General features: G+C 67.9%; 18 protein-coding genes and 1 pseudogene. 13 read left to right on the top strand and 6 right to left on the bottom strand.

Annotated features, from left to right (window positions below):
* The first annotated feature begins 36 nt into the window (after positions 1–36).
* Genes ACWCO2_RS25120 through ACWCO2_RS25105 form a run of 4 tightly spaced genes read left to right on the top strand, consistent with a single transcriptional unit; the run spans position 37 to position 4,124 of the window.
* A complete protein-coding gene (locus ACWCO2_RS25120; RefSeq protein ID WP_450130210.1) occupies positions 37–1,041 on the top strand; it encodes a zinc-dependent alcohol dehydrogenase family protein in 1,005 nt (334 codons plus the stop codon).
* Positions 1,031–2,374: an ABC transporter substrate-binding protein gene (locus tag ACWCO2_RS25115; RefSeq protein WP_450130209.1), complete on the top strand. Its 1,344-nt coding sequence runs from the start codon at positions 1,031–1,033 to the stop codon at positions 2,372–2,374. The genes ACWCO2_RS25120 and ACWCO2_RS25115 overlap by 11 nt, the downstream gene beginning before the upstream one ends.
* Entirely contained in the window at positions 2,371–3,303 is a 933-nt protein-coding gene (locus ACWCO2_RS25110) for a carbohydrate ABC transporter permease (protein WP_450130208.1), read from the top strand. Before ACWCO2_RS25115 ends, ACWCO2_RS25110 begins: the two co-directional genes overlap by 4 nt.
* Positions 3,300–4,124 (top strand): carbohydrate ABC transporter permease, encoded by an 825-nt coding sequence (locus tag ACWCO2_RS25105; protein WP_450130207.1) that lies wholly within the window; start codon positions 3,300–3,302, stop codon positions 4,122–4,124. Before ACWCO2_RS25110 ends, ACWCO2_RS25105 begins: the two co-directional genes overlap by 4 nt.
* Before the next feature lie 918 nt (positions 4,125–5,042).
* Here ACWCO2_RS25105 and ACWCO2_RS25100 read toward each other — a convergent pair.
* Complete coding sequence (locus ACWCO2_RS25100) at positions 5,043–6,347, bottom strand: serine/threonine protein kinase (RefSeq protein ID WP_450130258.1); 1,305 nt, start codon at positions 6,345–6,347, stop codon at positions 5,043–5,045.
* Positions 6,299–6,652 carry a hypothetical protein gene (locus tag ACWCO2_RS25095; RefSeq protein ID WP_450130206.1) on the bottom strand — a complete coding sequence of 118 codons (354 nt, stop codon included), beginning with the start codon at positions 6,650–6,652 and terminating at the stop codon, positions 6,299–6,301. Before ACWCO2_RS25095 ends, ACWCO2_RS25100 begins: the two co-directional genes overlap by 49 nt.
* A gap of 331 nt (positions 6,653–6,983) precedes the next feature.
* Between ACWCO2_RS25095 and ACWCO2_RS25090 the strand changes: the two are divergent.
* From ACWCO2_RS25090 to ACWCO2_RS25060, 7 genes and pseudogenes are all read left to right on the top strand, one after another.
* Positions 6,984–7,481: pseudogene (locus ACWCO2_RS25090) on the top strand (N-acetyltransferase family protein); the annotation flags it as partial.
* A 47-nt stretch (positions 7,482–7,528) separates the two neighbouring features.
* Complete coding sequence (locus ACWCO2_RS25085; protein WP_450130205.1) at positions 7,529–7,849, top strand: hypothetical protein; 321 nt, start codon at positions 7,529–7,531, stop codon at positions 7,847–7,849.
* A gap of 219 nt (positions 7,850–8,068) precedes the next feature.
* Complete coding sequence (locus ACWCO2_RS25080; RefSeq protein WP_450130204.1) at positions 8,069–8,494, top strand: FHA domain-containing protein; 426 nt, start codon at positions 8,069–8,071, stop codon at positions 8,492–8,494.
* Between the two features lie 40 nt (positions 8,495–8,534).
* Positions 8,535–9,173 (top strand): response regulator, encoded by a 639-nt coding sequence (locus ACWCO2_RS25075; protein WP_450130257.1) that lies wholly within the window; start codon positions 8,535–8,537, stop codon positions 9,171–9,173.
* A 40-nt stretch (positions 9,174–9,213) separates the two neighbouring features.
* The gene (locus tag ACWCO2_RS25070) at positions 9,214–10,959 is read left to right on the top strand and encodes a GAF domain-containing sensor histidine kinase (RefSeq protein ID WP_450130203.1); all 1,746 of its coding nucleotides are present in this window, start codon (positions 9,214–9,216) and stop codon (positions 10,957–10,959) included.
* 55 nt (positions 10,960–11,014) lie between these two features.
* The gene (locus tag ACWCO2_RS25065; RefSeq protein ID WP_450130202.1) at positions 11,015–11,533 is read left to right on the top strand and encodes a DinB family protein; all 519 of its coding nucleotides are present in this window, start codon (positions 11,015–11,017) and stop codon (positions 11,531–11,533) included.
* Positions 11,534–11,596: 63 nt separating this feature from the next.
* Positions 11,597–13,015 carry a selenium-binding protein SBP56-related protein gene (locus ACWCO2_RS25060; RefSeq protein WP_450130201.1) on the top strand — a complete coding sequence of 473 codons (1,419 nt, stop codon included), beginning with the start codon at positions 11,597–11,599 and terminating at the stop codon, positions 13,013–13,015.
* On the opposite strand, the gene ACWCO2_RS25055 is transcribed toward ACWCO2_RS25060, so the two are convergent.
* Positions 13,006–13,479, bottom strand: a complete 474-nt coding sequence (locus ACWCO2_RS25055; RefSeq protein WP_450130200.1) for a hypothetical protein — start codon at positions 13,477–13,479, stop codon at positions 13,006–13,008. The genes ACWCO2_RS25060 and ACWCO2_RS25055 overlap by 10 nt on opposite strands.
* Before the next feature lie 244 nt (positions 13,480–13,723).
* Between ACWCO2_RS25055 and ACWCO2_RS25050 the strand changes: the two genes are divergently transcribed.
* On the top strand, positions 13,724–14,701 hold the full coding sequence (locus ACWCO2_RS25050) for a phosphotransferase family protein (protein WP_450130199.1): 978 nt from the start codon (positions 13,724–13,726) through the stop codon (positions 14,699–14,701).
* A gap of 48 nt (positions 14,702–14,749) precedes the next feature.
* On the opposite strand, the gene ACWCO2_RS25045 is transcribed toward ACWCO2_RS25050, so the two are convergent.
* The 3 genes from ACWCO2_RS25045 to ACWCO2_RS25035 all read right to left on the bottom strand — a co-directional run bounded on the left by ACWCO2_RS25045 (position 14,750) and on the right by ACWCO2_RS25035 (position 18,076).
* Positions 14,750–16,081: a hypothetical protein gene (locus ACWCO2_RS25045; protein WP_450130198.1), complete on the bottom strand. Its 1,332-nt coding sequence runs from the start codon at positions 16,079–16,081 to the stop codon at positions 14,750–14,752.
* A 98-nt stretch (positions 16,082–16,179) separates the two neighbouring features.
* Entirely contained in the window at positions 16,180–16,554 is a 375-nt protein-coding gene (locus tag ACWCO2_RS25040) for a hypothetical protein (protein ID WP_450130197.1), read from the bottom strand.
* A gap of 211 nt (positions 16,555–16,765) precedes the next feature.
* The gene (locus ACWCO2_RS25035) at positions 16,766–18,076 is read right to left on the bottom strand and encodes a hypothetical protein (protein ID WP_450130196.1); all 1,311 of its coding nucleotides are present in this window, start codon (positions 18,074–18,076) and stop codon (positions 16,766–16,768) included.
* Between the two features lie 482 nt (positions 18,077–18,558).
* Here ACWCO2_RS25035 and ACWCO2_RS25030 point away from each other — a divergent pair, with 482 nt between their 5' ends.
* Positions 18,559–18,870 (top strand): hypothetical protein, encoded by a 312-nt coding sequence (locus ACWCO2_RS25030; RefSeq protein WP_450130195.1) that lies wholly within the window; start codon positions 18,559–18,561, stop codon positions 18,868–18,870.
* The last annotated feature ends 452 nt before the right edge of the window (positions 18,871–19,322 follow it).

Raw genomic sequence — 19,322 nt, 5'->3', positions numbered from 1 at the left:
CAGTGCTCATATGAGCGGGCCAGCGGAAGGGGTGTCATGCGCGCCGCGATCATCGATCAGCCCGGTTCGATCAGGGTGGGCGAGGTGCCGGACCCGAAACCCGGCGACGGACAGCTGGTGATCAAGGTCGGTGCGTGCGGCATCTGCGGCACCGACCTGCACATCGCCGACGGGCACTTCCCACCCACGCCCTACCCGATCGTGCCCGGCCACGAGTTCGCCGGTGAGGTCGTCGAGCTCGGCGCGGACGTGCCGGGCGGGTGGAAGATCGGTGACCGGGTCGCCGTCGACCCGTCGCTGTTCTGCGGCTACTGCACGCCGTGCCGCTCGGGCCACGGCAATCTCTGCGCGAACTGGAACGCCACCGGCGACACCGTCGACGGCGCCTTCGCCGAGTACGTGGCGATCCCCGCCAGCACCGCCTACCGGATGCCCGACTCCATGACCTGGCAGCAGGGCGCGCTGGTCGAGCCGGTGTCCTGCGCGGTGCACGGTGTGCGGCAGATCGGTGTTGAGGCGGGGGAGCGGTTCCTCGTGGTCGGCGCGGGCACGATGGGGCTGCTGATGCAGCAGCTGCTCCAGCGTGGCGGTGCCCAGGTGTCGGTGGTCGATCGCAACGCGGCACGCCTGGCGCGTGCCACGAAGCTCGGCGCGGTCGCGGTGAGCACCGACGTCGCCGAACTCGACCAGCGCTTCGACGCCGCCGTGGACTGCACCGGCGCCGCGCCCGCGATCGAGGCTGCTTTCGATTCGCTGCGACGCGGTGGCCGGCTGCTGGTGTTCGGCGTCGCCCCGGCCGAGGCGCGGATCTCCCTGTCGCCGTTCCGCATCTACAACGACGAGATCAAGATCGTCGGCTCGATGGCGGTGCTGCACAGCTACGGCGCAGCGCTGGGCCTGGTCGCGTCCGGTGCCATCGACACCGACGAGCTGCTCACCGACACGTTGCCGCTGGAGGAGTTCCCCGCCGCGCTGGATCTGATGCGCAGCGGCGCCGGGCTGAAGGTGCAGGTCCTGCCGGGAGGCGTTGATGAGAAGTAGAGCCAAGCTGGCCGTGCTCGCGGTCGTCGCCCTGCTGCTCAGCGGATGCGCGGGAGCCGGGGCGCTCGGCGCGGGCGGGCGGACGCTGGTCGTGGCGATCGTGTCCAACCCGCAGATGGAGGACGCCATCGCGTTGTCCGACCAGTTCGAGCGCGACAACCCGGGTATCAAGCTGAAGTTCGTGCAGCTGCCGGAGAACCAGGCGCGCGCGAAGATCACTGCCTCGACCGCCACCGAGGGCGGCGAGTTCGACGTGGTGATGATCAGCAACTACGAGACCCCGCAGTGGGCGGCGAACGGCTGGCTGGAGAACCTGCAGCCCTACATCGACGCCAGCCCGGGCTACGACGCGGAGGACTTCATCCCCAGCATCCGCGATTCGCTGTCCCACGACGGCTCGATGTACGCGGTGCCCTTCTACGGGGAATCGTCGTTCCTGGCCTACCGCAAGGACTTGTTCGCCAAGGCCGGGCTGACCATGCCGGAACGGCCCACCTGGGAGCAGATCGCCGATTTCGCCGCTCGTCTGGACGACAAGGAAGCGGGCGTGGCCGGGATCTGCCTGCGCGGCAAGCCGGGCTGGGGCGAGAGCCTGGCCCCGTTCAGCACCGTGGCGAACACCTTCGGCGCCCGCTGGTTCGACGAGAACTGGAACGCGCAGCTGACCTCGCCGGAGTTCCGCGCCGCCGCCCAGTTCTACGTCGACCTGGTGCGCCAGCACGGTGAGGTCGGTGCGTCCAGCGCTGGCTTCACCGAGTGCGGCACTCGATACGGCCAGGGCGAAGCGGCGATGTGGTACGACGCGACGGTCATGGCCGGCACCAACGAGGACCCGGACAGCAGCGAGGTCGTCGGCAAGTCCGGTTACGTGCCCGCTCCGGTGTCGCGCACCGAGACCAGCGGCTGGCTCTACACCTGGTCGCTGGCCATGCCGAAGGTCGCCCAGGACAAGGACGCAGCTTGGCGGTTCATGCGTTGGATGACCGACAAGGACTTCGTGCGCACCGTGGGCACCAAGTTCGGCTGGAACCGGGTGCCACCGGGCTGCCGCCGGTCGACCTACGATATCCCGGAGTACCGGGAAGCCGCGCACGCCTACGCCTCGGCCACGCTGGCCGGGATCGACAACGCGAACCAGCCCAACACCATGCTGAACCCGGTGCCCTACCCGGGCATCCAGTTCGTCGGGATCCCGGAGTTCCAGGACCTCGGGACCCGGGTCAGCCAGCAGCTCTCGGCGGCCATCGCCGGGCAGATCTCGGTCGACGAAGCCCTGCAGCAGTCCCAGGAATACGCCGAATCCGTCGGTGCGGCATACCGGGAGACCAGATGACGCAGACGGCCACCACAACAACCGCAGTCGACCGGTCGGCGACCCGCAGACGCGCTGGGAAGTGGTCGCGCGAAGCCTGGCTGCGCCGCGCGCCGCTGATGCCCGCGCTGCTGTTCACCATCCTGGTCACCCAGATCCCGTTCCTGCTCACGGTGTTCTACTCGTTCCAGTCCTGGAACCTGGTGCGCCCGGGCTCTCGCCACTTCGTCGGTCTGCGCAACTACATCGACGTGTTCGCCGACAGCCAGTTCCGCGGAGCGATGTTCAACACCGTTCTGCTGACCGTGGTGTGCGTGCTGGTGGCGATGCTGCTGGGCCTCGGCTTGGCACTGCTGCTGGACCGGCAGTTCCTGGGACGCAGCGTGGTGCGAACGCTGCTGATCACGCCGTTCCTCATCCTGCCAGCTGCTGGCGCTCTGCTGTGGAAGACGACGATGTTCGACCCGACCTACGGGTTGTTGAACTTCGTGTTCGGCACCGAGATCGACTGGTTGTCGGAGTTCCCGCTGGCGTCGGTGATGGCGCAGATCATCTGGCAGTGGACGCCGTTCATGATGCTGCTGATCCTGGCCGGTTTGCAGGGCCAGTCCAAGGAGGTGCTGGAGGCCGCGGCGGTCGACGGGGCGGGCCGGTGGCGGACCTTCGCCTCGATCACCCTGCCGCAGCTGGGGCGATACCTGCAGCTGGCCGCGCTGCTCGGCGCGATCTACATCGTGAACAGCTTCGACGCGATCTACCTGATGACGCAGGGCGGCCCCGGCACCGCTAGCACCAACCTGCCGTTCTACATCTACCAGCGGGCCTTCGAGGGCTTCGACATCGGCCAGTCCTCGGCGATGGGCGTGATCGTGGTCGTGCTGACCTTGATCGTGGCGACCTTCGCGCTGCGCCTGATGTTCCGGACCTTCGGCGTGAGCGAGGTGCGATGATGCGGACTGGCAACCCACTCGGCCGCTGGGCGCTGACCGCGTTGACCTGGCTGATCGCGATCCTGTTCGTGTTCCCCGTGTTGTGGATGGTGCTGACCTCGTTCAAGCAGGAGAACGATGCCTACACCAACCCGCCGAAGGTCTTGTTCACCCCGACGCTGGAGCAGTTCGCCGGCGTCCTGGAGCGCGGATTCCTCCCGTACTTGGCGAACTCGGCGTTCGTCACGGTGGTGTCCACGCTGCTCGTGTTGCTGCTGGCGGTGCCTGCGGCGTACGTGCTGTCCATCTCCGCAGTGCCAGGGACCCGGGACGCGCTGGGGTTCTTCTTGTCCACGAAGATGCTGCCGATCGTCGCGGCGATCATCCCCCTGTACGTGATCTCGCAGAACCTCAAGATGCTGGACAACGTCTGGGCGCTGGTAGTCCTGTACACGGCGATGAACCTTCCGCTGGCGATCTGGATGATGCGCTCGTTCTTCCTGGAAGTGCCCAAGGAGATGGTGGAGGCGGGGCGCATCGACGGGGCGAAGCTGCCGACCCTGTTGTTCCGGGTGGTGCTTCCGGTGGTGGCGCCTGGCATCGCTGCTACGGCGCTGATCTGCGTGATCTTCTCCTGGACGGAGTTCTTCTACGCGGTCAACCTGACTGCTGCTCAGGCCGGGACCGTTCCCGTCTTCCTGGTCGGGTTCATCACCAGTGAGGGCCTTTACTGGGCGCAGCTCAGCGCCGCCGCCTTCTTGGCTTCTCTGCCGGTGATGATCATTGGTTGGGCTGCTCAGAACCACCTCGTTCGTGGTCTGTCCATGGGGGCGGTCAAGTAGTCCGCCGAGGCTCTATCCGTGGAGTTCCGTTGCAGTGCCCGCCCGGAGTTCGTCCGGGCGGGCACTGCTCCTATCGGCCGGGATCGGAGCTCGTCCTTCTCGAGGATGTTGCTCCGTTTCCTGCGGGGCGGCTTGGGTTTCCACTCTTGAGTTTTCAAGGTGCTTGGGACTTGTGGAGGTTCCGTTGTTGGTGGGGTCATCCCCGTGATTTCGTGGATTGTGGGGGCTGTGGCTGGAAGTCAAGCCCGGCCTTGCGGCCGCCCCTCCGGGTTTGCAGGCTTGACATCCAGCCACAGCCCCGGTTTGGCTTTTTGTCACGGGGATGACCCGGTGTGGGATGGACTTCCGTTTCTCGGAGCCGTTGAGGTGGTCGCGGGGTGGCGGCTGGTGATGGGTTCCGTGGGGGTGGTTCCGTGCATCTCCGGGGTTCTTTTCGCGGTTGTCTGGCGGGTTGGCTTTGGGGCTTGCCGGTGGTGGGTGTTTGACGCCTTCGGCGTGTTGTGGGTTGCTTTGGTTGGTCCGTGTGCGGTGGTTTTCTTTTTCTGGGCGTTGTAGTCGATGGAATCTCGCCTGCTCGGTGGCGTGCGAGTTCAGGTAGTGCGCGCAGGCAGCGGGAGATGATCGAGGCGTGCTTCAGCTTGAGTGCGCCCTCCGTGTAAGACGCCATCGAGCCCACCCGCGACCCGGCAGCACACGGCGGGCCACCAACGGGCCCGGGTGCGGCCGAGGACACGAGCGCACTGGCATCGGGCGCCGTGTTCGGGATGGTCAGCAACGGTGTCATGCATCCAATTGTGCCGACGTTCCGAACAAGAATTCGACCGAATTTCGGTCGCACGATCAGGTGATCATCGCGGTGTAAAAATACGAAAATCGTTATGGAATAAAGTGAATCTCGTTCAAGAGAATTGGACTCGGTCAGTTGCCGTAGTAGTTGTCAGGGCTGGCGGAGCTCCGGGCCTGGCTGCCCGCTGACTTCAGCTGTTCGTCGCCCGACCCGTCCGATCGCAGGTCGATCCACTTGGACTGCGCTACGACCACGTAGCGGTGGTCCTGGCCGATGTACTGCCACTCGTCCGCGGCGTCGGTGTCGCCGTCGCACACCCCTGATCCGGGGCCGGAGTTCGGGTCCCAGCAGCCGAGGTGCATGAAGTTCTTGGCATCGAAGTCGTTGTAGACGGTGTCTGCGGTGGCGTAGTCGGCGAACGGGTAGACCCATACCGTCGTAAGGATTTCCGAGTCGTCGTCGACGAAGTTGGCCACCAGCATCTCCGAGCAGCCGTTGCTGGTCAGCACTGACGCCACCTCGTCGGAGGCGTAATCGGTGCACGACCTCGTGGAGCCCGCCTCGTACCGGTGATGTCTGCCGCTGTCGTCGGTGAAGTCGTCCGGCATGAACGCGTCCAGCGTGAACGGGGTTTGGTCGGTTGATGCGTCGTCGAGGGTTTCCTCGTCGGTGGTGGTCGTTTCCTCGGTCGTCGTCTCCTCCTCGGAGGACGACGTTTCGGTGTCGTAGTAGTCCGAAGTGGATGTGTCGGTTTCGGACTCGGCCGATGTGGTCGGCGTCGGGTCGCTCGTGCCGGAACTGCTGTCGATCGCGGCGAGCGTGATCAGCACGCCCAGCGCGCAGGCGCCGAGTGCCCAGCCGAGAGCGGGGAGCCAAGACGGTTTGGTCGGCGGGGGACTTGGTGGTTGCGCAGGAGGCTGGCCGGCTTGCGGGTCGACCCTGGTCGCGGCGAGGGCGGCCGTCCGGTGTTCGGCGATCATCGTGATGATCCCCGCCGGAAGCCACTGGGTGTCACCCTTCAGCGCGGCTAGCGAGTCGAGCAGGTCCGGTACCTTCGGGCGGGCTTCCGGGGCCTTGGCCAAGCACGCGGCGATGAGCTCGGTCAGTTCACCGGGCAGCTCGGTGAGGCCTGATAGGTCCGGCTCTTCGTGCACGACGCGGTACAGGATGGCCTGCGGTTGGCCGGTGCCGAACGGGCTGTGGCCGGTTGCGGCGAACACCAGCAGCGCGCCCTGGGAGAACACGTCGCCCGGTGCGCCGACTTGGGCGCCCGTTGCTTGTTCCGGGGACATGAACGGGGGTGTTCCGAGGATGTCCACGGTGTGGGTTTCGTCCATCGCTCGGGCGATGCCGAAATCGATCATTCGCGGGCCGTCTTCGGCCAGGATCACGTTGCCGGGTTTGAGGTCGCGGTGCACCACGCCGCTGGCGTGAATCGCTCCGAGCCCTTCGGCCAGACCTGCTCCGAGAGCGCCGATCGCGCTCGGCGGAAGGGGCCCTGCTGCTGCACGGCTTCGTACAGGGTGGGGCCGGAGATGTAGGCCGTGACCAGCCACGGCGGATCGGCATCGGGGTCGGCGTCGACCACCGGGGCGGTGTAGAAGCCCGCCACGGCACGTGCAGCGGTGACCTCTCGCGCGAACCGCCGCCGGAAGTCCGCATCGTCGGCGAGCTCGGGCCGGACCACCTTGACCGCGACCAGCCGACCACCCCGGGACACGCCGAGGTACACCTGACCCATCCCGCCGCGTCCCAGCCGGTTCCGCAAACGGTATGGCCCGATCTCGCGCGGATCGTCCGGCAGCAAGGGCCTCAGCAAGGAATTGCCTCCCCCATGGCGGTGCATCCCCACGATGCGATCGTCCTGATCATGTCACCCGAAATCCGCTGGCTGCCAGCATTTCGCCGAATTCCCACGAACGAACGCCGCGACAATTCCGGAGCGATCGGGGAAGGGGAGAAAGCTGCTCCGAATCATCAGTGGTCTTGCTGATTTTCGAGCGAACCTCGGTGCAGAGCTTGATTGAGGTGGCACCGTGAGGTGGAGCGATACTCGGGTGATGGCGATGCGAGATCTTCCCGATGACGTGATCGTTCGTGCGCTCGAGGAGGGGGACTGGCCCGCTGTGCGGCGGATCTACGGCGAGGGCATCGCTACCGGTGATGCCACCTTCGAAACCGAGGTGCCGAGGCGTGCGGCGCTGGAGGCGAAGTGGATTGCCCACCACCGGTGGGTTGCCGTGGTGGACGGCGAGGTCGCTGGTTGGGCCGCCATGACGCCGGTCTCCGGTCGGGAGTGCTACGCCGGGGTGGCCGAGACTTCGCTCTACGTCGGTGATGGCTTCCGCGGACGCGGTGTGGGCAAGGTGCTGGTGCGCAAGCAGGTCGCCGCTGCCGACGTCGGTGGGCTGTGGACGTTGCAGACCTCGATCTTCCCGGAGAACCGCGCCAGCCTCGCCCTGCACCACGCGGCCGGATTTCGCACCATCGGCATCCGGGAGCGCATCGCTCAGCACCACGGCGTCTGGCGCGACACCGTCTTCCTGGAGCGCCGTCGCGCCCTCGACTGACAGAGATCGGGCAATGCTTGTCAGTGGGTGTTCGTAGCGTCGTGCGCGTGCATCTGGGTGAGTTGAGCGACGAGGTCGAAGCCGTGTCCGAGCGCTACGCGAGCAAGTTCGGCGTTGAGCGGAGCGCGACGTGGCACCTGTTGAAGCTGAACGAAGAGGTCGGTGAGCTGACGCAGGCGTTCCTGATGATGACCGGGCAAGCGCGGGGCAAGGGGAAGGACGCGGCCGAACTGGCCGGCGACTTCCGCGCCGAGCTGGCCGACGTCGCGTGCCAGGTGTTGCTGCTGGCCCGGCACCACGGGATCGACCTGGAGTCGGCGGTGGCCGACAAGTGGCTGGTGTGGAGCCCGACGCGTCACTCCGGGTGACCTGGGGTCGCTCGGCCGGTCGGCGGTGCCGAGTCGCCGGATTGCCGCCTGGTTGCGCGCATTCGTGCGCGGAGTGGCGATCGTCACGGTCTTCAGCGGCTCAGTGGGGACAAAGGTCCTGGCCACGGAGCGTGGTTGTTCGGCATGCTGACTGTAGTCGCCCAGTCCTGGTCGGGGCAGTCCGAGCGATTTCCGTGCCTTTCTGCGAGGAGTACGACCATGTATGACACCCGGTTCGAGGCGTCCGCAACTACTGGTGTCGCGGAGGCCGAGGAGACGATCCGGACGCTGCTGGAGTCCGTGCCGACCACTCAGGTCGTTCCGGCACCGCGCGGCACCGACGAGTCGAGCGGGCGGCCCCGGTTGGTCATCAACCGGGGACCGGACGCGGGCACCGGCTTCGCGCTCGATGGACCGCGCATCACGATCGGGCGAGATCGGGACTGCGACATCGTGGTCGAGGACATGACCGTGTCGCGCGTACACGCCGAGCTGCGGTTACGGAACGGCCAGTACGTCGTGGTGGACGGCGGTTCGCTCAACGGCACCTATCTGAACCGGCGTCCGGTGGACATCGCTGAGCTCGGTGATGGTGACGAGCTGTGGATCGGCAAGGCCCGCTTCACCTTCCGCACCGGCGGCTGAGGCCGACCGCTCCTACAGTGGGGATGTGGACGGGACCGCTGTGACCACCGTTTTCCTGGTCGACGACCACGAGGTCGTGCGGCTGGGACTGGTCGACCTGCTCGACTCCGAGGAAGACCTGTCGGTGGTCGGGCAGGCCGCTTCGGTCGGCGAGGCGCTGGCCCGCATCCCCGCGATCGGCCCCGACGTGGCGGTGTTGGACGTTCGGCTGCCGGACGGCAACGGGGTGGAGCTGTGCCGGGAACTGCGGTCCCGCGTTCCGGGGCTGCAGTGCCTCATGCTGACCTCCTTCACGGACAAGCAGGCCATGCTCGACGCGATGCTGGCCGGGGCTGCGGGCTACGTCGTGAAGAACATCAAGGGCATGGAGCTGGCCTCGGCCGTGCGCCGGGTCGGGGCGGGCAAGCCGTTGCTCGGTGAGCAGGAAACCGCTGCGCTGGTGAACAAGTTGCGCGCGGAACTGGACGGCACCTCGAAGCTGCCGGACCTGACCGGGCAAGAGAGGATCCTGCTGGACTGCATCCGGCAGGGGATGACGAACCGGCAGATCGCAGACCGGATGTTCCTGGCCGAGAAGACCGTCAAGAACTACGTTTCGCGGCTGCTGAGCAAGCTCGGTCTGCAGAGCCGCACCCAGGCGGCGGTGCTGGCCACCCGACTGCGCCACCCGGAATCGTGAAGCGCTCGCCGGGCCGCGCGCGGCCTGTCAGAGTGGGGTCGTGAGCAGGGCTGACTCACCTGGGCCGGAGGAATTGCGGGAGGGGACCGCGTCATCTGTGGTGGGCGCCCTTTCCCGGTTGCGGCTCAAAGAGCTGCTGTCCCAGGTGCAGGCGCGCATCGAGGAGATCGTCGGCCTGCGGGACCAGATGGACGTCCTGCTGGAGGCCGTGTTCGCCATCTCCTCGGAACTCGAACTGGACTCCGTGCTGCGGCGCATCGTGCGCACCGCCATCGATCTCGTCGACGCCCGCTACGGCGCGATCGGGGTACTGGCGCCCGACGGCACGCTCAGCAGGTTCATGTACGACGGCATCGACGAGGAGACCACCCGTCGAATCGGGCATCTGCCCACCGGGCGCGGGGTGCTGGGGGTGGTCATCGAGGCGGACAAACTGCTGCGGCTGGACGACATCTCCGAGCACCCGGCTTCGGTGGGTTTCCCCGCGCACCACCCGCCGATGCGCACGTTCCTCGGGGTGCCGATCCGGGCTCGGCAGGAGGTTTTCGGCAGGTTGTACCTGACCGAGAAGCTCGGTGGTGGCGCATTCACCGAGGACGACGAGGTCGTGCTGCAGGCGTTGGCCGGCGCGGCCGGTATCGCGGTCGACAACGCCCGGTTGTTCGAGGAAGTCCGCCGCCGCGAGCGCTGGCTGGATGCCACTGGTGAGATCACCGCGGAGCTGCTGGCGGGCACCGATCCGATAGACGCGCTCCAGGTGATCGCCGAGCGCGCGTCTGAGCTGACGCAGGCCGACTACGCGCTGCTCGCGGTGCCCGCGCGCGGCGACGACGTCGAGATCGAGGAGCTGACGGTGACGGTCTCGGCCGGTGCTGGCGTCGAAGACCTGGTGGGGCGGTCGATCCCGGTCGAGGGTTCGGTGGCGGGGCAGGTGTTCCGGGAACGGGTGCCGCGCAACGTCCCCAACCTGTCCACGGTCGAGGGTGCCGCGGTCGAGCTCGGACCGGCGCTCGCGGTGCCGATGCGGGCGGAAGGCACCATCTCCGGCGTGCTGCTGGCCGTGCGGCGGGCAGGGGCCAAGGGGTTCGACGAGGAGAAGCTGCTGGTGGTGTCGTCGTTCGCCGACCAGGCTGCGTTGGCATTGCGGTGGGCCGAGGCGCAGGCCGCGCGCCGCGAGCTGGACGTGCTGGCCGACCGGGATCGCATTGCCCGCGAACTGCACGACCACGTCATCCAGCGGCTGTTCGCCATAGGCATGGCCATGCAGGGCACCCAGCGCCGGGCGTCGCGCACAACCGGCGTCGCGGACCGGTTGACCGAGCACATCGACCAGCTGCACGAGGTGATCCAGGACCTCCGCGCCAGCATCTTCGACCTGCAGGTCGCCGCCGAACACCCGAGCGGGTTCCGCAACCGGGTGCAGCGCGTGGTCACCGACGTGGTGGGCGACAACCCGATCCGGATCACCATGCGGATGTCCGGACCGCTGGACGTGCTGCCGTCGCGGCTGGCCGAGCACGCCGAGTCGGTGGTGCTGGAAGCGGTGAGCAACACCGTCCGGCACGCCCAGGCCTCGGAGCTGTCGGTGACGATCTCGCTGGACGACGACCTGACCATCGACGTCACCGACAACGGGATCGGCATCCAGAGCACGGTCGCGCACAGCGGCCTGCACAACCTGGCCGAGCGAGCGGTGCAGATGGGTGGCCGGTGCACGGTGGAGCGGTTGCCGACCGGCGGGACCAGGGTGCTGTGGACGGCTCCGCTCAGCGCTTCACCCGCATGAGCCGCAGCCGAAAACCGTTGTCCCCCGGGCCGTGGGCCGTGTCATGATCCGATGTGTGTCCGCATCGCGTGCTGAACTGCTGCGCTGGCAGTTCGACCTGACCTGGTCGCTGTTCGAAGTCCACCTCGCCGAGCTGAAGCCCGGGGACTTCCGGTGGGAGCCCGCCGAGGTCTGCTGGACGGTGCGGCGCGGTGCCGATGGCGGCTGGGAACCGGATTTCGCCGAGGTCGAGCCAGATCCGATCCCGGTTCCCACGATCGCCTGGATCACCTGGCATCTCGGCTGGTGGTGGACGGTGACCATCGATCACGCGCAGGGCAGGCCGCCGACCGAGCGCACCGACGTCCGGTGGCCCGGTGACGAAGCCGCAGTCGAGTGGTTGCGCGGACTGCACGACGAGTGGTCTTCGGTGCTGGACCGGCTGACCGACGTGGAGCTGGACGGCCCCGCGCCATTCCCGTGGCCGGGCGACCCGGACAAGACCGTGGCGCACATGGTGGCCTGGGTGAACGCCGAGCTGATGAAGAACGTCGCCGAGATCGGGCAGCTCCGCCTGATGCGAGCCGTCGGCTAGCTCGCCGCATCACCTGGCGTCGGTCACCCTGGGAGAGGACACCGTCCTCGTTTAGGAGCAGCCATGAGCTCGGCAACCGAGCGCGACGTCGATCCGACCTTCTACCGCAGCCCGGGTGAAGCCATCGCTGCCCCGGCGGAGCGCCTGGCCTACGTCGTCGCCTTCGACCGGACCGCCGAGCGACCAGATGCCCTCACCGCGATAGACACCGATCCGGAATCGGCGACCTTCGGTGAAGTGGTCGGCTGGGTCGACCTGCCGACCCGCGGTGACGAGCTGCACCACTTCGGGTGGAACGCCTGCAGCAGCGCCTTCGCGCACGCCGGTCACCACACCAGCGGCCTGCAACGCCGCTACCTGCTGCTGCCCGGAATCCGCTCGTCGAAACTGCACGTCTTCGACACCCACCCGGATCCCCGCCACCCGAAGCTCGTGCGGACCGTGGCGGCCGAGGAGCTCGCGGCCAAGGCGGGCTACTCCAGGCCGCACACCCTGCACTGCGGACCGGACGGGATCTACCTGTCCTGCCTCGGTGCCGCCGACGGAGCCGACGGTCCGGGCGGCATCGCGGTGCTCGACCACGACACCTTCGACGTGGTGCGCGCCTGGGAGGTCGACCGGGGGCCGCAGCGCCTGGCCTACGACGTCTGGTGGCACCTCAACCGGAACACGATGATCACCAGTGAATGGGGCACGCCGTCGATGTTGGAGAACGGCCTCGACCCCGACCTGCTGCTGCGCAACGAGTACGGGCACGCCCTGCACTTCTGGGACTTGGCCGAGGGACGGCACGTCCAGCGCGTCGACCTCGGAGCGCAGCACCAGATGGTCCTCGAACTGCGGCCTTCGCACGACCCGAACGCCACCTGGGGGTTCGCCGGCGTGGTCGTCAGCACCGAGGACCTGTCGGCGTCGGTGTGGCGGTGGTTCCGGGCCGACGACGAGTGGCGGGCGGAGAAGGTGATCACCGTTCCCGCTGAACCGGCACCGGCCGACCAGCTACCGCCCGCGCTGCGGCCCTTCGGCGCGGTTCCCCCGTTGGTGACCGACATCAACCTGTCCGTGGACGACCGGTTCCTGTACGTGTCGTGCTGGGGGACCGGTGAGCTCAAGCAGTTCGACGTCACCGACCCGGCGCATCCGCGCGAGACCGGATCGGTCCGCCTCGGCGGCATCACCGCTCGCGCCGCGCACCCGGCTGCTCCTGCCGAGCCGCTGACGGGCGGGTCGCAGATGGTGGAGGTCAGCCGGGACGGGCGCCGCATCTACCTGACGAACTCGCTGTACGGCGCGTGGGACGACCAGTTCTACCCCGACGGTGTGGGCGCCTGGCTGGCCAAGCTCGACACCGACCCGGGCGCCGGAGGCCTGACCGTCGACGAGGCGTTCTTCCCGCACGGGGAGCAGTTCCGCGGGTTGCGCGTGCATCAGGTGCGGCTCGAAGGCGGTGACGCCTCCTCGGATTCGTACTGCTACCCGTGATTCAACGGTTCCAGCGGTCGGACGCGCTCGATCTCGGGCGCGTGCCGAGCGGTCGGGATCTGCGGCTCCGGCTGCTCGTGCGAGCGGGTCGCCGCCAAGCCCCATGCGGTACCGACGACCGCCACCCCCGCGAGCACGCCCAGCCTGACCAGGTCGGCTGAACCCTCCCAGATCAGGTCGCCGCGCGCGTGGATCACGAAGCTGTTCAACATCATCCAGCACAGCAGTGCTGTCATCAGCGCGCCGGGCATGCTCCGGATCGCGCACGCGTAGCCGAAGACGACGAGGCACAGCACGGCCAGCGCCGCGGTCGGCTGGCCCGACCACCAGGACGCCGCACTGGCGAGCACCATCCCGGCGACCGCCACGAAGAACCCCACCGCGGAGGCCGTTGCGGCCCCGGCGACGGGCGGGCTGGATTCACGCATCGCCACCGCCTCCTGCGGCAGGTGCCTCACCGCCACCTGGTCAGTCCGCGCAACGTCAACGCCACGCCCAGGAAGATCGCGATCAAACCGACGGTCCACAACAGGTGCGCCATCCGAGACGCCTCCTCGGGCAGATCCGCTGCTGACTCCTCCAGTAGACGCCGCCGGGGTGAACTCGGGCACTCGGCTTGACGGAATCCGTACGAGGACCGCACCGGGCCGGACGCGGTGTTGACGCTGCGTCCGAAAAACCTTTGCAGTAATCGATAAAATCGGTTTCGTGGAGAACGCGAGCACCAGCCGGGTGGCGGCGGAGATCTTCGGCGAACACGGGGTCGACTTCTGCGGCGCTCAGCGGGGGAGGGGCTGGACCAACCACACCTGGCTCGCCGACGACGTCGTCATCCGCGTCGCGACCGAGCCTGGCACGGGGGACCTGCTCCGAGAGCTGAAGCTGGTCGAACTGCTCCCGGAGGAAGTCGGGTACCCGGCGGTGCTCGACGCCGGCGTGCGCGACGGACACGAATGGGTGCTCACCAGGCGAGTGGTCGGGGAGAACCTGGACGAGATCTGGTCGTCGCTGGACGATGCGGCCCGCTCGCGAGCGGTCGAGCAGATGTGGGAGCGCGCCCGCCACGTCCACGACGTCGACGTGGTCGCAGCTTCCCCGCACGCCCGCAGCCGCTCGCCGTTCTTCCCGGACAACCCGGCAGCGCTAGAGGCATCGCTCGATCGGATCGTCGCGGCTGGTGCGCTCATCGAGCGTCAAACGCGCGGTCTCCAACAGGCACTCGAGCGGTTTTGGGATGAGATCCCGAAGGCGCCGCACGCGCTGAACCACGGCGACCTGTGCGCGCCGAACACGCTTTGGCACGAAGGATCGGTCGCTGCGCTGCTCGACTTCGAGTTCGCCGTGATCGCTCCCATCGCGATCGACCTCAACGAGATGGTCAAGATCGCGTTCGGCCCGGGAGACCCTGCAGAGCGCAAGCCGTTGCAGCCGGTGATGCGCGACATCGCCGAATCCGCACTGGCACAGGCGGGCGGACCGGACGTGCTGATCGGCTACTCGATCATGCTCGAAACCTGGATGCTGGAGCAGGAACTCGCCGCGCCGGAGCCGGACGAAGCCGACCGCGCCAACGCGATATCAATGCTCACCGCGTTCGCCGAGGGCGACGGCGGTCACTTGGCCCCGCTCCTTCGCTGCCCCAAAGCAGGTAGTGCCGTTCTCGCGAGCGAGAACGCGGCCAAGTGAGGTGCAGTGCTTGGCAAGTTGATCGAGATGCATCGGTGCTCAAGATGATCACGTTCTTCGGGTATCCACTGTGGAACGCCAGCGGCGGATGCGGCGCGTGAGGCTGCGGCCGAGGTTGTAGAGCACCAGCGTGATCCCGGCCCACGGCAGCACCAGCAGGAACATCCGCATGACGCCGACGACGGCCGTCGCCGCCTCACCCGCTCGGATCGCACTGCCCACGCCGTGCCAGTGCGCCCCCAGCGCTTCCCACACCACGGGCAGCACGCTCGGCGCGAGCAGCAGGAATCCGATGATCCAGTAAGCCAGGCACGGGATCACCAGCACCACCCAAGCCGTGATCACCCACCGTGCCCACGGTTTCAGCTCCCGGACGCGGGGGTGCGGCGGACGCCCCGGCAGCATGCTGCGCAGGACCGGCCCCATCCGGTCGAATAGGTCCGGGACGCCGACCAGATCGCTGAGGATGTAGTAGCCGTCCAGCCGGACCGACGGCACGAACTGCCAGACCGTCGACACCTGCCAGGCCACGAGCGCGACCAGCAACCAGGGCAGGCCGGTCTGGGTGAAGATCACGATCATCACCAGCATGGCCAGCACGTTGAAGTAGACGCCGCCCAGGTCGGTGCGCAACCGGCCACCCCGGCTCAGCCGGTAGGAATCGGTGACGGTGCTGTACATCGCGGGCCACACCAGGTAGATGCCGACGCCCATCGCTCCCGGCCGCGCGCCGCCGTACCGGCAGGCCGCGACGTGCCCGAACTCGTGGAAGATCCCGGCGACGATGAGCACGCCGAGCACCAGCAGGATCTGCTCCGGCCGGTCTATCAACTCCCGCGCACCTGCCAGCAGCTGAGCGACTCCACCCCGAACGGCCAGCCAGGTCTCGGCCGCGATGAAAGCGACCAGTGCGAGGACCACGATCGGTGGCCAGAACAGGGGTTGGAAGATCCGCGCGATCACCGCGACGACGTGCTCGGGAACCAACGCGACCCGGAACTTCAACGCCAGCAACCGATCCCGGCCCTTGAGCAGCGGTGCGGACTGGTCCGATGCGGAGTCGGTCGCCACGATTCCCGCACGGCGCAACCGGGTTTCGACGAGGTAGGACACCTGCTCGGCGGTGATCTCGCGACCCCAGTTGGTGCTGAGCTCGGTGGCGAGCTGCGCGTAGCTGCGCTGGCCGTCGAGCCCGACGGCCACGAGGTAGAGCAGGTGGGAGAGCTGCAGGATCTGGCCGTCGACGCGACGGACCAGGTAGGGCGGCTCGCGGTGGCCGGAGCCCTGGTACTGGCCGATCAGTTCGGTGCCCGCGACGAGGGCGGGCACGGTGGGTTGTTCGGCCGCGGGTTCCCCGGTCTGGTGCTCCTCAGCGGCCATCACGACTCCTCGGAGTGCTGTGCGGTCGGCGGGCGCACGAGATTCAGTGCGCCCGCCGACCCGTGGTGCACCGTCACATGCCCGGCGCACCACCGACGTCACCTCGGGTTTCCACCTCCGGTGCCTCCGGTGCCGTTGCCACCGATGCCGTCACCGCCGATGCCGTCGCCGCCGTCGCCGCCGTCACCGCCATTGCCGCCGGGGCCGCCGTCGCCGCCATTGCCGCCGTTGCCGCCGCCTTGACCACCACCGGTTCCGCCACCGGTGCCGCCGGTACCACCGTTGATGTCACCGGTGGACGTGATGTCGTTGTCCCCGTAGGCATCGATGTGGTTGGGTGGCGAGTCGAGGACTACGACGTCCGAGCCGTTCCACGGAAGCCAGAAGGTCGACATGACCGTGCGCGCCGGCAGGAACTCCACGCGCTGGGCTTCCAGTTCGGCATCGCTCAGCGGTCCAGAGGATCGTGGCATCAGGTGCTCCTTCGCAAACTCAGTGAATCCACCGGAAGAACCGGAACGAGGCCACCCCCTCGAGGATCGCGCTCCAGTGGCACGTTCCTGGCGCACGGGGCAGAACGTAGAAGCACCGGGCCGAGGACGCACCTCGAATCACCCGCTAGGAGTGCGCCTCTCGTGGGACCGCCGTGCGCGTTGCGTCGGTTTTCGCTGCGAGACCAGGTGTTCAGGGGTTCCGTCGATCGGCCTCCGGTGTCGCGGCGAGGTGGCCGCCGGGACCGCCGCTGCCGCCCGTGCCGCCGGTGTCGGCGACGCTGTTGAGACCGCGGAGCCCGGGGATGCCGGGGGTGATCCCGTCGCCACCAGTACCGCCGTCGCCGCCGTCGCCGCCCGCGCCGCTGATGGTGTTCACAGTGGCCCGAGCGCCGTCCTGGGACATGATGTTGCCGATGTTGGCCACACCGCCCGCCCCACCGGTTCCGCCCTTGCCGCCGCTGCCCTCGACCTCGTTCTCCGTGGTCGCGGCCTCGCGGGAGTTCATCTCGTAGGCGGATCCGCCGTCACCGCCGCGACCTCCTCGACCGCCCTTGCCGCCCTGGACGGTGATGTCGTCGGTGCCGGTGCTGACGATGGTGCCGGTCTGGCCGTTGCCGGCGCCGCCGCGACCGTTGGCCTTTGTGCTGCCACCGCCGCCGTTGCCGCCGTCACCCCCGTTCCCGCTGCGGGCGTCCGGCACGGCGTTGCCGCCGCGGCCCCCGATTCCGCCGGTGCCGCTGTCGCCACCGGTGATCGTGATGGTGTTCTCGCCGTCGCCGGGGTAGATGTGGCCGAGGTTGCCGGTGCCGCCGTCGCCGGAGTTGCCACCCTTGCCGCCGCGGGAGTCCGCGGGATTGGCGCTGCCCGGGCCACCGTCGCCGCCCACACCGCCGTTGCCGCCCTTGCCGCCGGTGATGATGATCGTGTCGTTGCCGGTGCCGCCGTTGATCACGCCGGTCTCCGTCACGCCTGCGCCACCGGTTCCGCCGTGACCACCCGTCCCGGCGCTGCCGCCAGCTCGCGCGGAAGCGCCGTCGACCCCGGCCGTCCCGCCGGTGCTGCCACCGTTCTCGCCGCCGTTCTCGCCGTCGCGGACGTCGCCGCTGCGGCCGCCGTCGAGGTGGCCGTTGCCGCCCTTGCCTCCGTTGCCTCCGGCGCGGCCGGTCACGACGATGAGGTCGTCGCCGGCACCGGCGTTGATGGTGCCTGCCACGGCGCCGTTGAGGTAGAACCGGTCGTTGCCGTCGGTGCCTTCGACGACGGTTCCCTCCGGGACGCCGCGGTCGCAGACGATGTCCATCCCCGAGCCGTTGGGCGTGCGGGTGCAGGACGGCGGCGCGGCTTGAGCCGACGGGATCGCCGCGAGGCTGAAGGTCACCGCGAGCAGCGCGGCGCTCGGCAGCGGTCCCCAGCGCCAGATCCTGGCGTCGGTCCGCAACGTCGGGTCGCAGGTAACGGTGGGGGTTTCGGCCCACGTGGTCCGATGTGGACGATTGCGCATCGGCACTGCTCCTTACCGAAGATGGTTACGGCTAGGCCAAACAGCGCGGAAGTCTAGGCCGAACAAACCAGCGGTGGTGGGTGCCGGGAGAGTGATGTTGGGGGAAATATCTGCGATCACCCACCTGGGTGGCCGCTGTTCTGCTCCCGGAACGGCAAGATGTCTCGGAATGTCGGATCGTCTTGCTCGTCAGTGTTGGATAATGGTTCGAGAAATCACGTTCTAATGAATTTGAGGTAGTGCGTCTAGATTCTTCGAAAATGTTGTCCAGATGTGTTCGCGGTGTCGTTGAGCAGGGGTTTTCCATTGATCTAGGTATTGTGTTGATTTCGGACTGCGCTGCCTCTGCGTGGCGTTTACCCTGCGTTCTGATGCCAACGAAAATGGGGCATTGGATGGGGGATCTGGGGGGATTGTGTGACCTTGTTCCGGCATCGATCTCCGCCGAGCATTCCGAGCCCGCGCAACAAGAGGAGGACCAGGTGTTCGACGAGACTGGACCGTTGAGCTTCGAAGAACTGGACGAGCAGCGCCTCGAGTTCCTGCCCGCACGCACGGTCATGTCGACCTTCCCGCTGCACAGCGGCTGGGACAACTACGTGATCAACGGTGGCGACGGCGGTCAGGGCGGCGGAACCGGTGGCGGCCAGGGCGGCGGTGACGGTGGCTCCGGCGGTGACGGAAACAGCGGTGGCCACGGCGGTTTCGGTGGCCCCGGTGGCTTCGGCTTCGGTGGCTTCGGCATCGGTGGCCCCGGTTTTGGTGGCAACGGTGGGCCCAACTTTCCCTGGTGACCTGACCTGAACGTGGCGCGGTGGGCGGAACGCGCTGCGGTGTTCGCCCCATCGCAGCGCGAAGCGGCTTCCGCTCGACCGCGCCACGCGGACCGCTCGGGCATGCCCCGCCCGAGCGGTCCGCTCCGTGCTGGCGAGGTCAGCAGGCGGGCGGTGCACTGTGGGCTGCACTGGAGTTCGCCCGATCGATCCCCGCTGAGACTCCCGAAAGCGCGCTTGCCTGGAGCGAGGGCAGGCGCGCTAGGTTGCGTTCTTCGCGCTCATCGGCGGGCTGTCGACCGGCACCACCGCGCTGTGGGGTGGGCGCTACTGGTTCAACCGCAGCGGTGCGCTAGTCGGGGGAGGTGGGATTCCAAATTTAGTACTGCAACGGCAGTTCAGGGGTAGCCGCGTTTTCGGTAGTGGCTGGTTCGGGCTTGGAGTTGGCGTTGTCGGCGCCAGTGTGACCAGGC

The sequence above is a fragment of the Saccharopolyspora sp. NPDC002376 genome (genome assembly GCF_053593195.1).
This window is presented reverse-complemented; position numbering and strand designations above follow the sequence as displayed.

Bases quoted from the DNA above. Each gene is read 5' to 3' on its own strand.
- ACWCO2_RS25045 (WP_450130198.1), bottom strand. From the start codon at position 16,081: ATGGCCGCTGAGGAGCACCAGACCGGGGAACCCGCGGCCGAACAACCC.
- ACWCO2_RS25105 (WP_450130207.1), top strand. From the start codon at position 3,300: ATGATGCGGACTGGCAACCCACTCGGCCGCTGGGCGCTGACCGCGTTG.
- ACWCO2_RS25115 (WP_450130209.1), top strand. From the start codon at position 1,031: ATGAGAAGTAGAGCCAAGCTGGCCGTGCTCGCGGTCGTCGCCCTGCTG.
- ACWCO2_RS25040 (WP_450130197.1), bottom strand. From the start codon at position 16,554: ATGCCACGATCCTCTGGACCGCTGAGCGATGCCGAACTGGAAGCCCAG.
- ACWCO2_RS25080 (WP_450130204.1), top strand. From the start codon at position 8,069: ATGTATGACACCCGGTTCGAGGCGTCCGCAACTACTGGTGTCGCGGAG.
- ACWCO2_RS25110 (WP_450130208.1), top strand. From the start codon at position 2,371: ATGACGCAGACGGCCACCACAACAACCGCAGTCGACCGGTCGGCGACC.
- ACWCO2_RS25120 (WP_450130210.1), top strand. From the start codon at position 37: ATGCGCGCCGCGATCATCGATCAGCCCGGTTCGATCAGGGTGGGCGAG.
- ACWCO2_RS25035 (WP_450130196.1), bottom strand. From the start codon at position 18,076: ATGCGCAATCGTCCACATCGGACCACGTGGGCCGAAACCCCCACCGTT.
- ACWCO2_RS25060 (WP_450130201.1), top strand. From the start codon at position 11,597: ATGAGCTCGGCAACCGAGCGCGACGTCGATCCGACCTTCTACCGCAGC.
- ACWCO2_RS25095 (WP_450130206.1), bottom strand. From the start codon at position 6,652: ATGGGTCAGGTGTACCTCGGCGTGTCCCGGGGTGGTCGGCTGGTCGCG.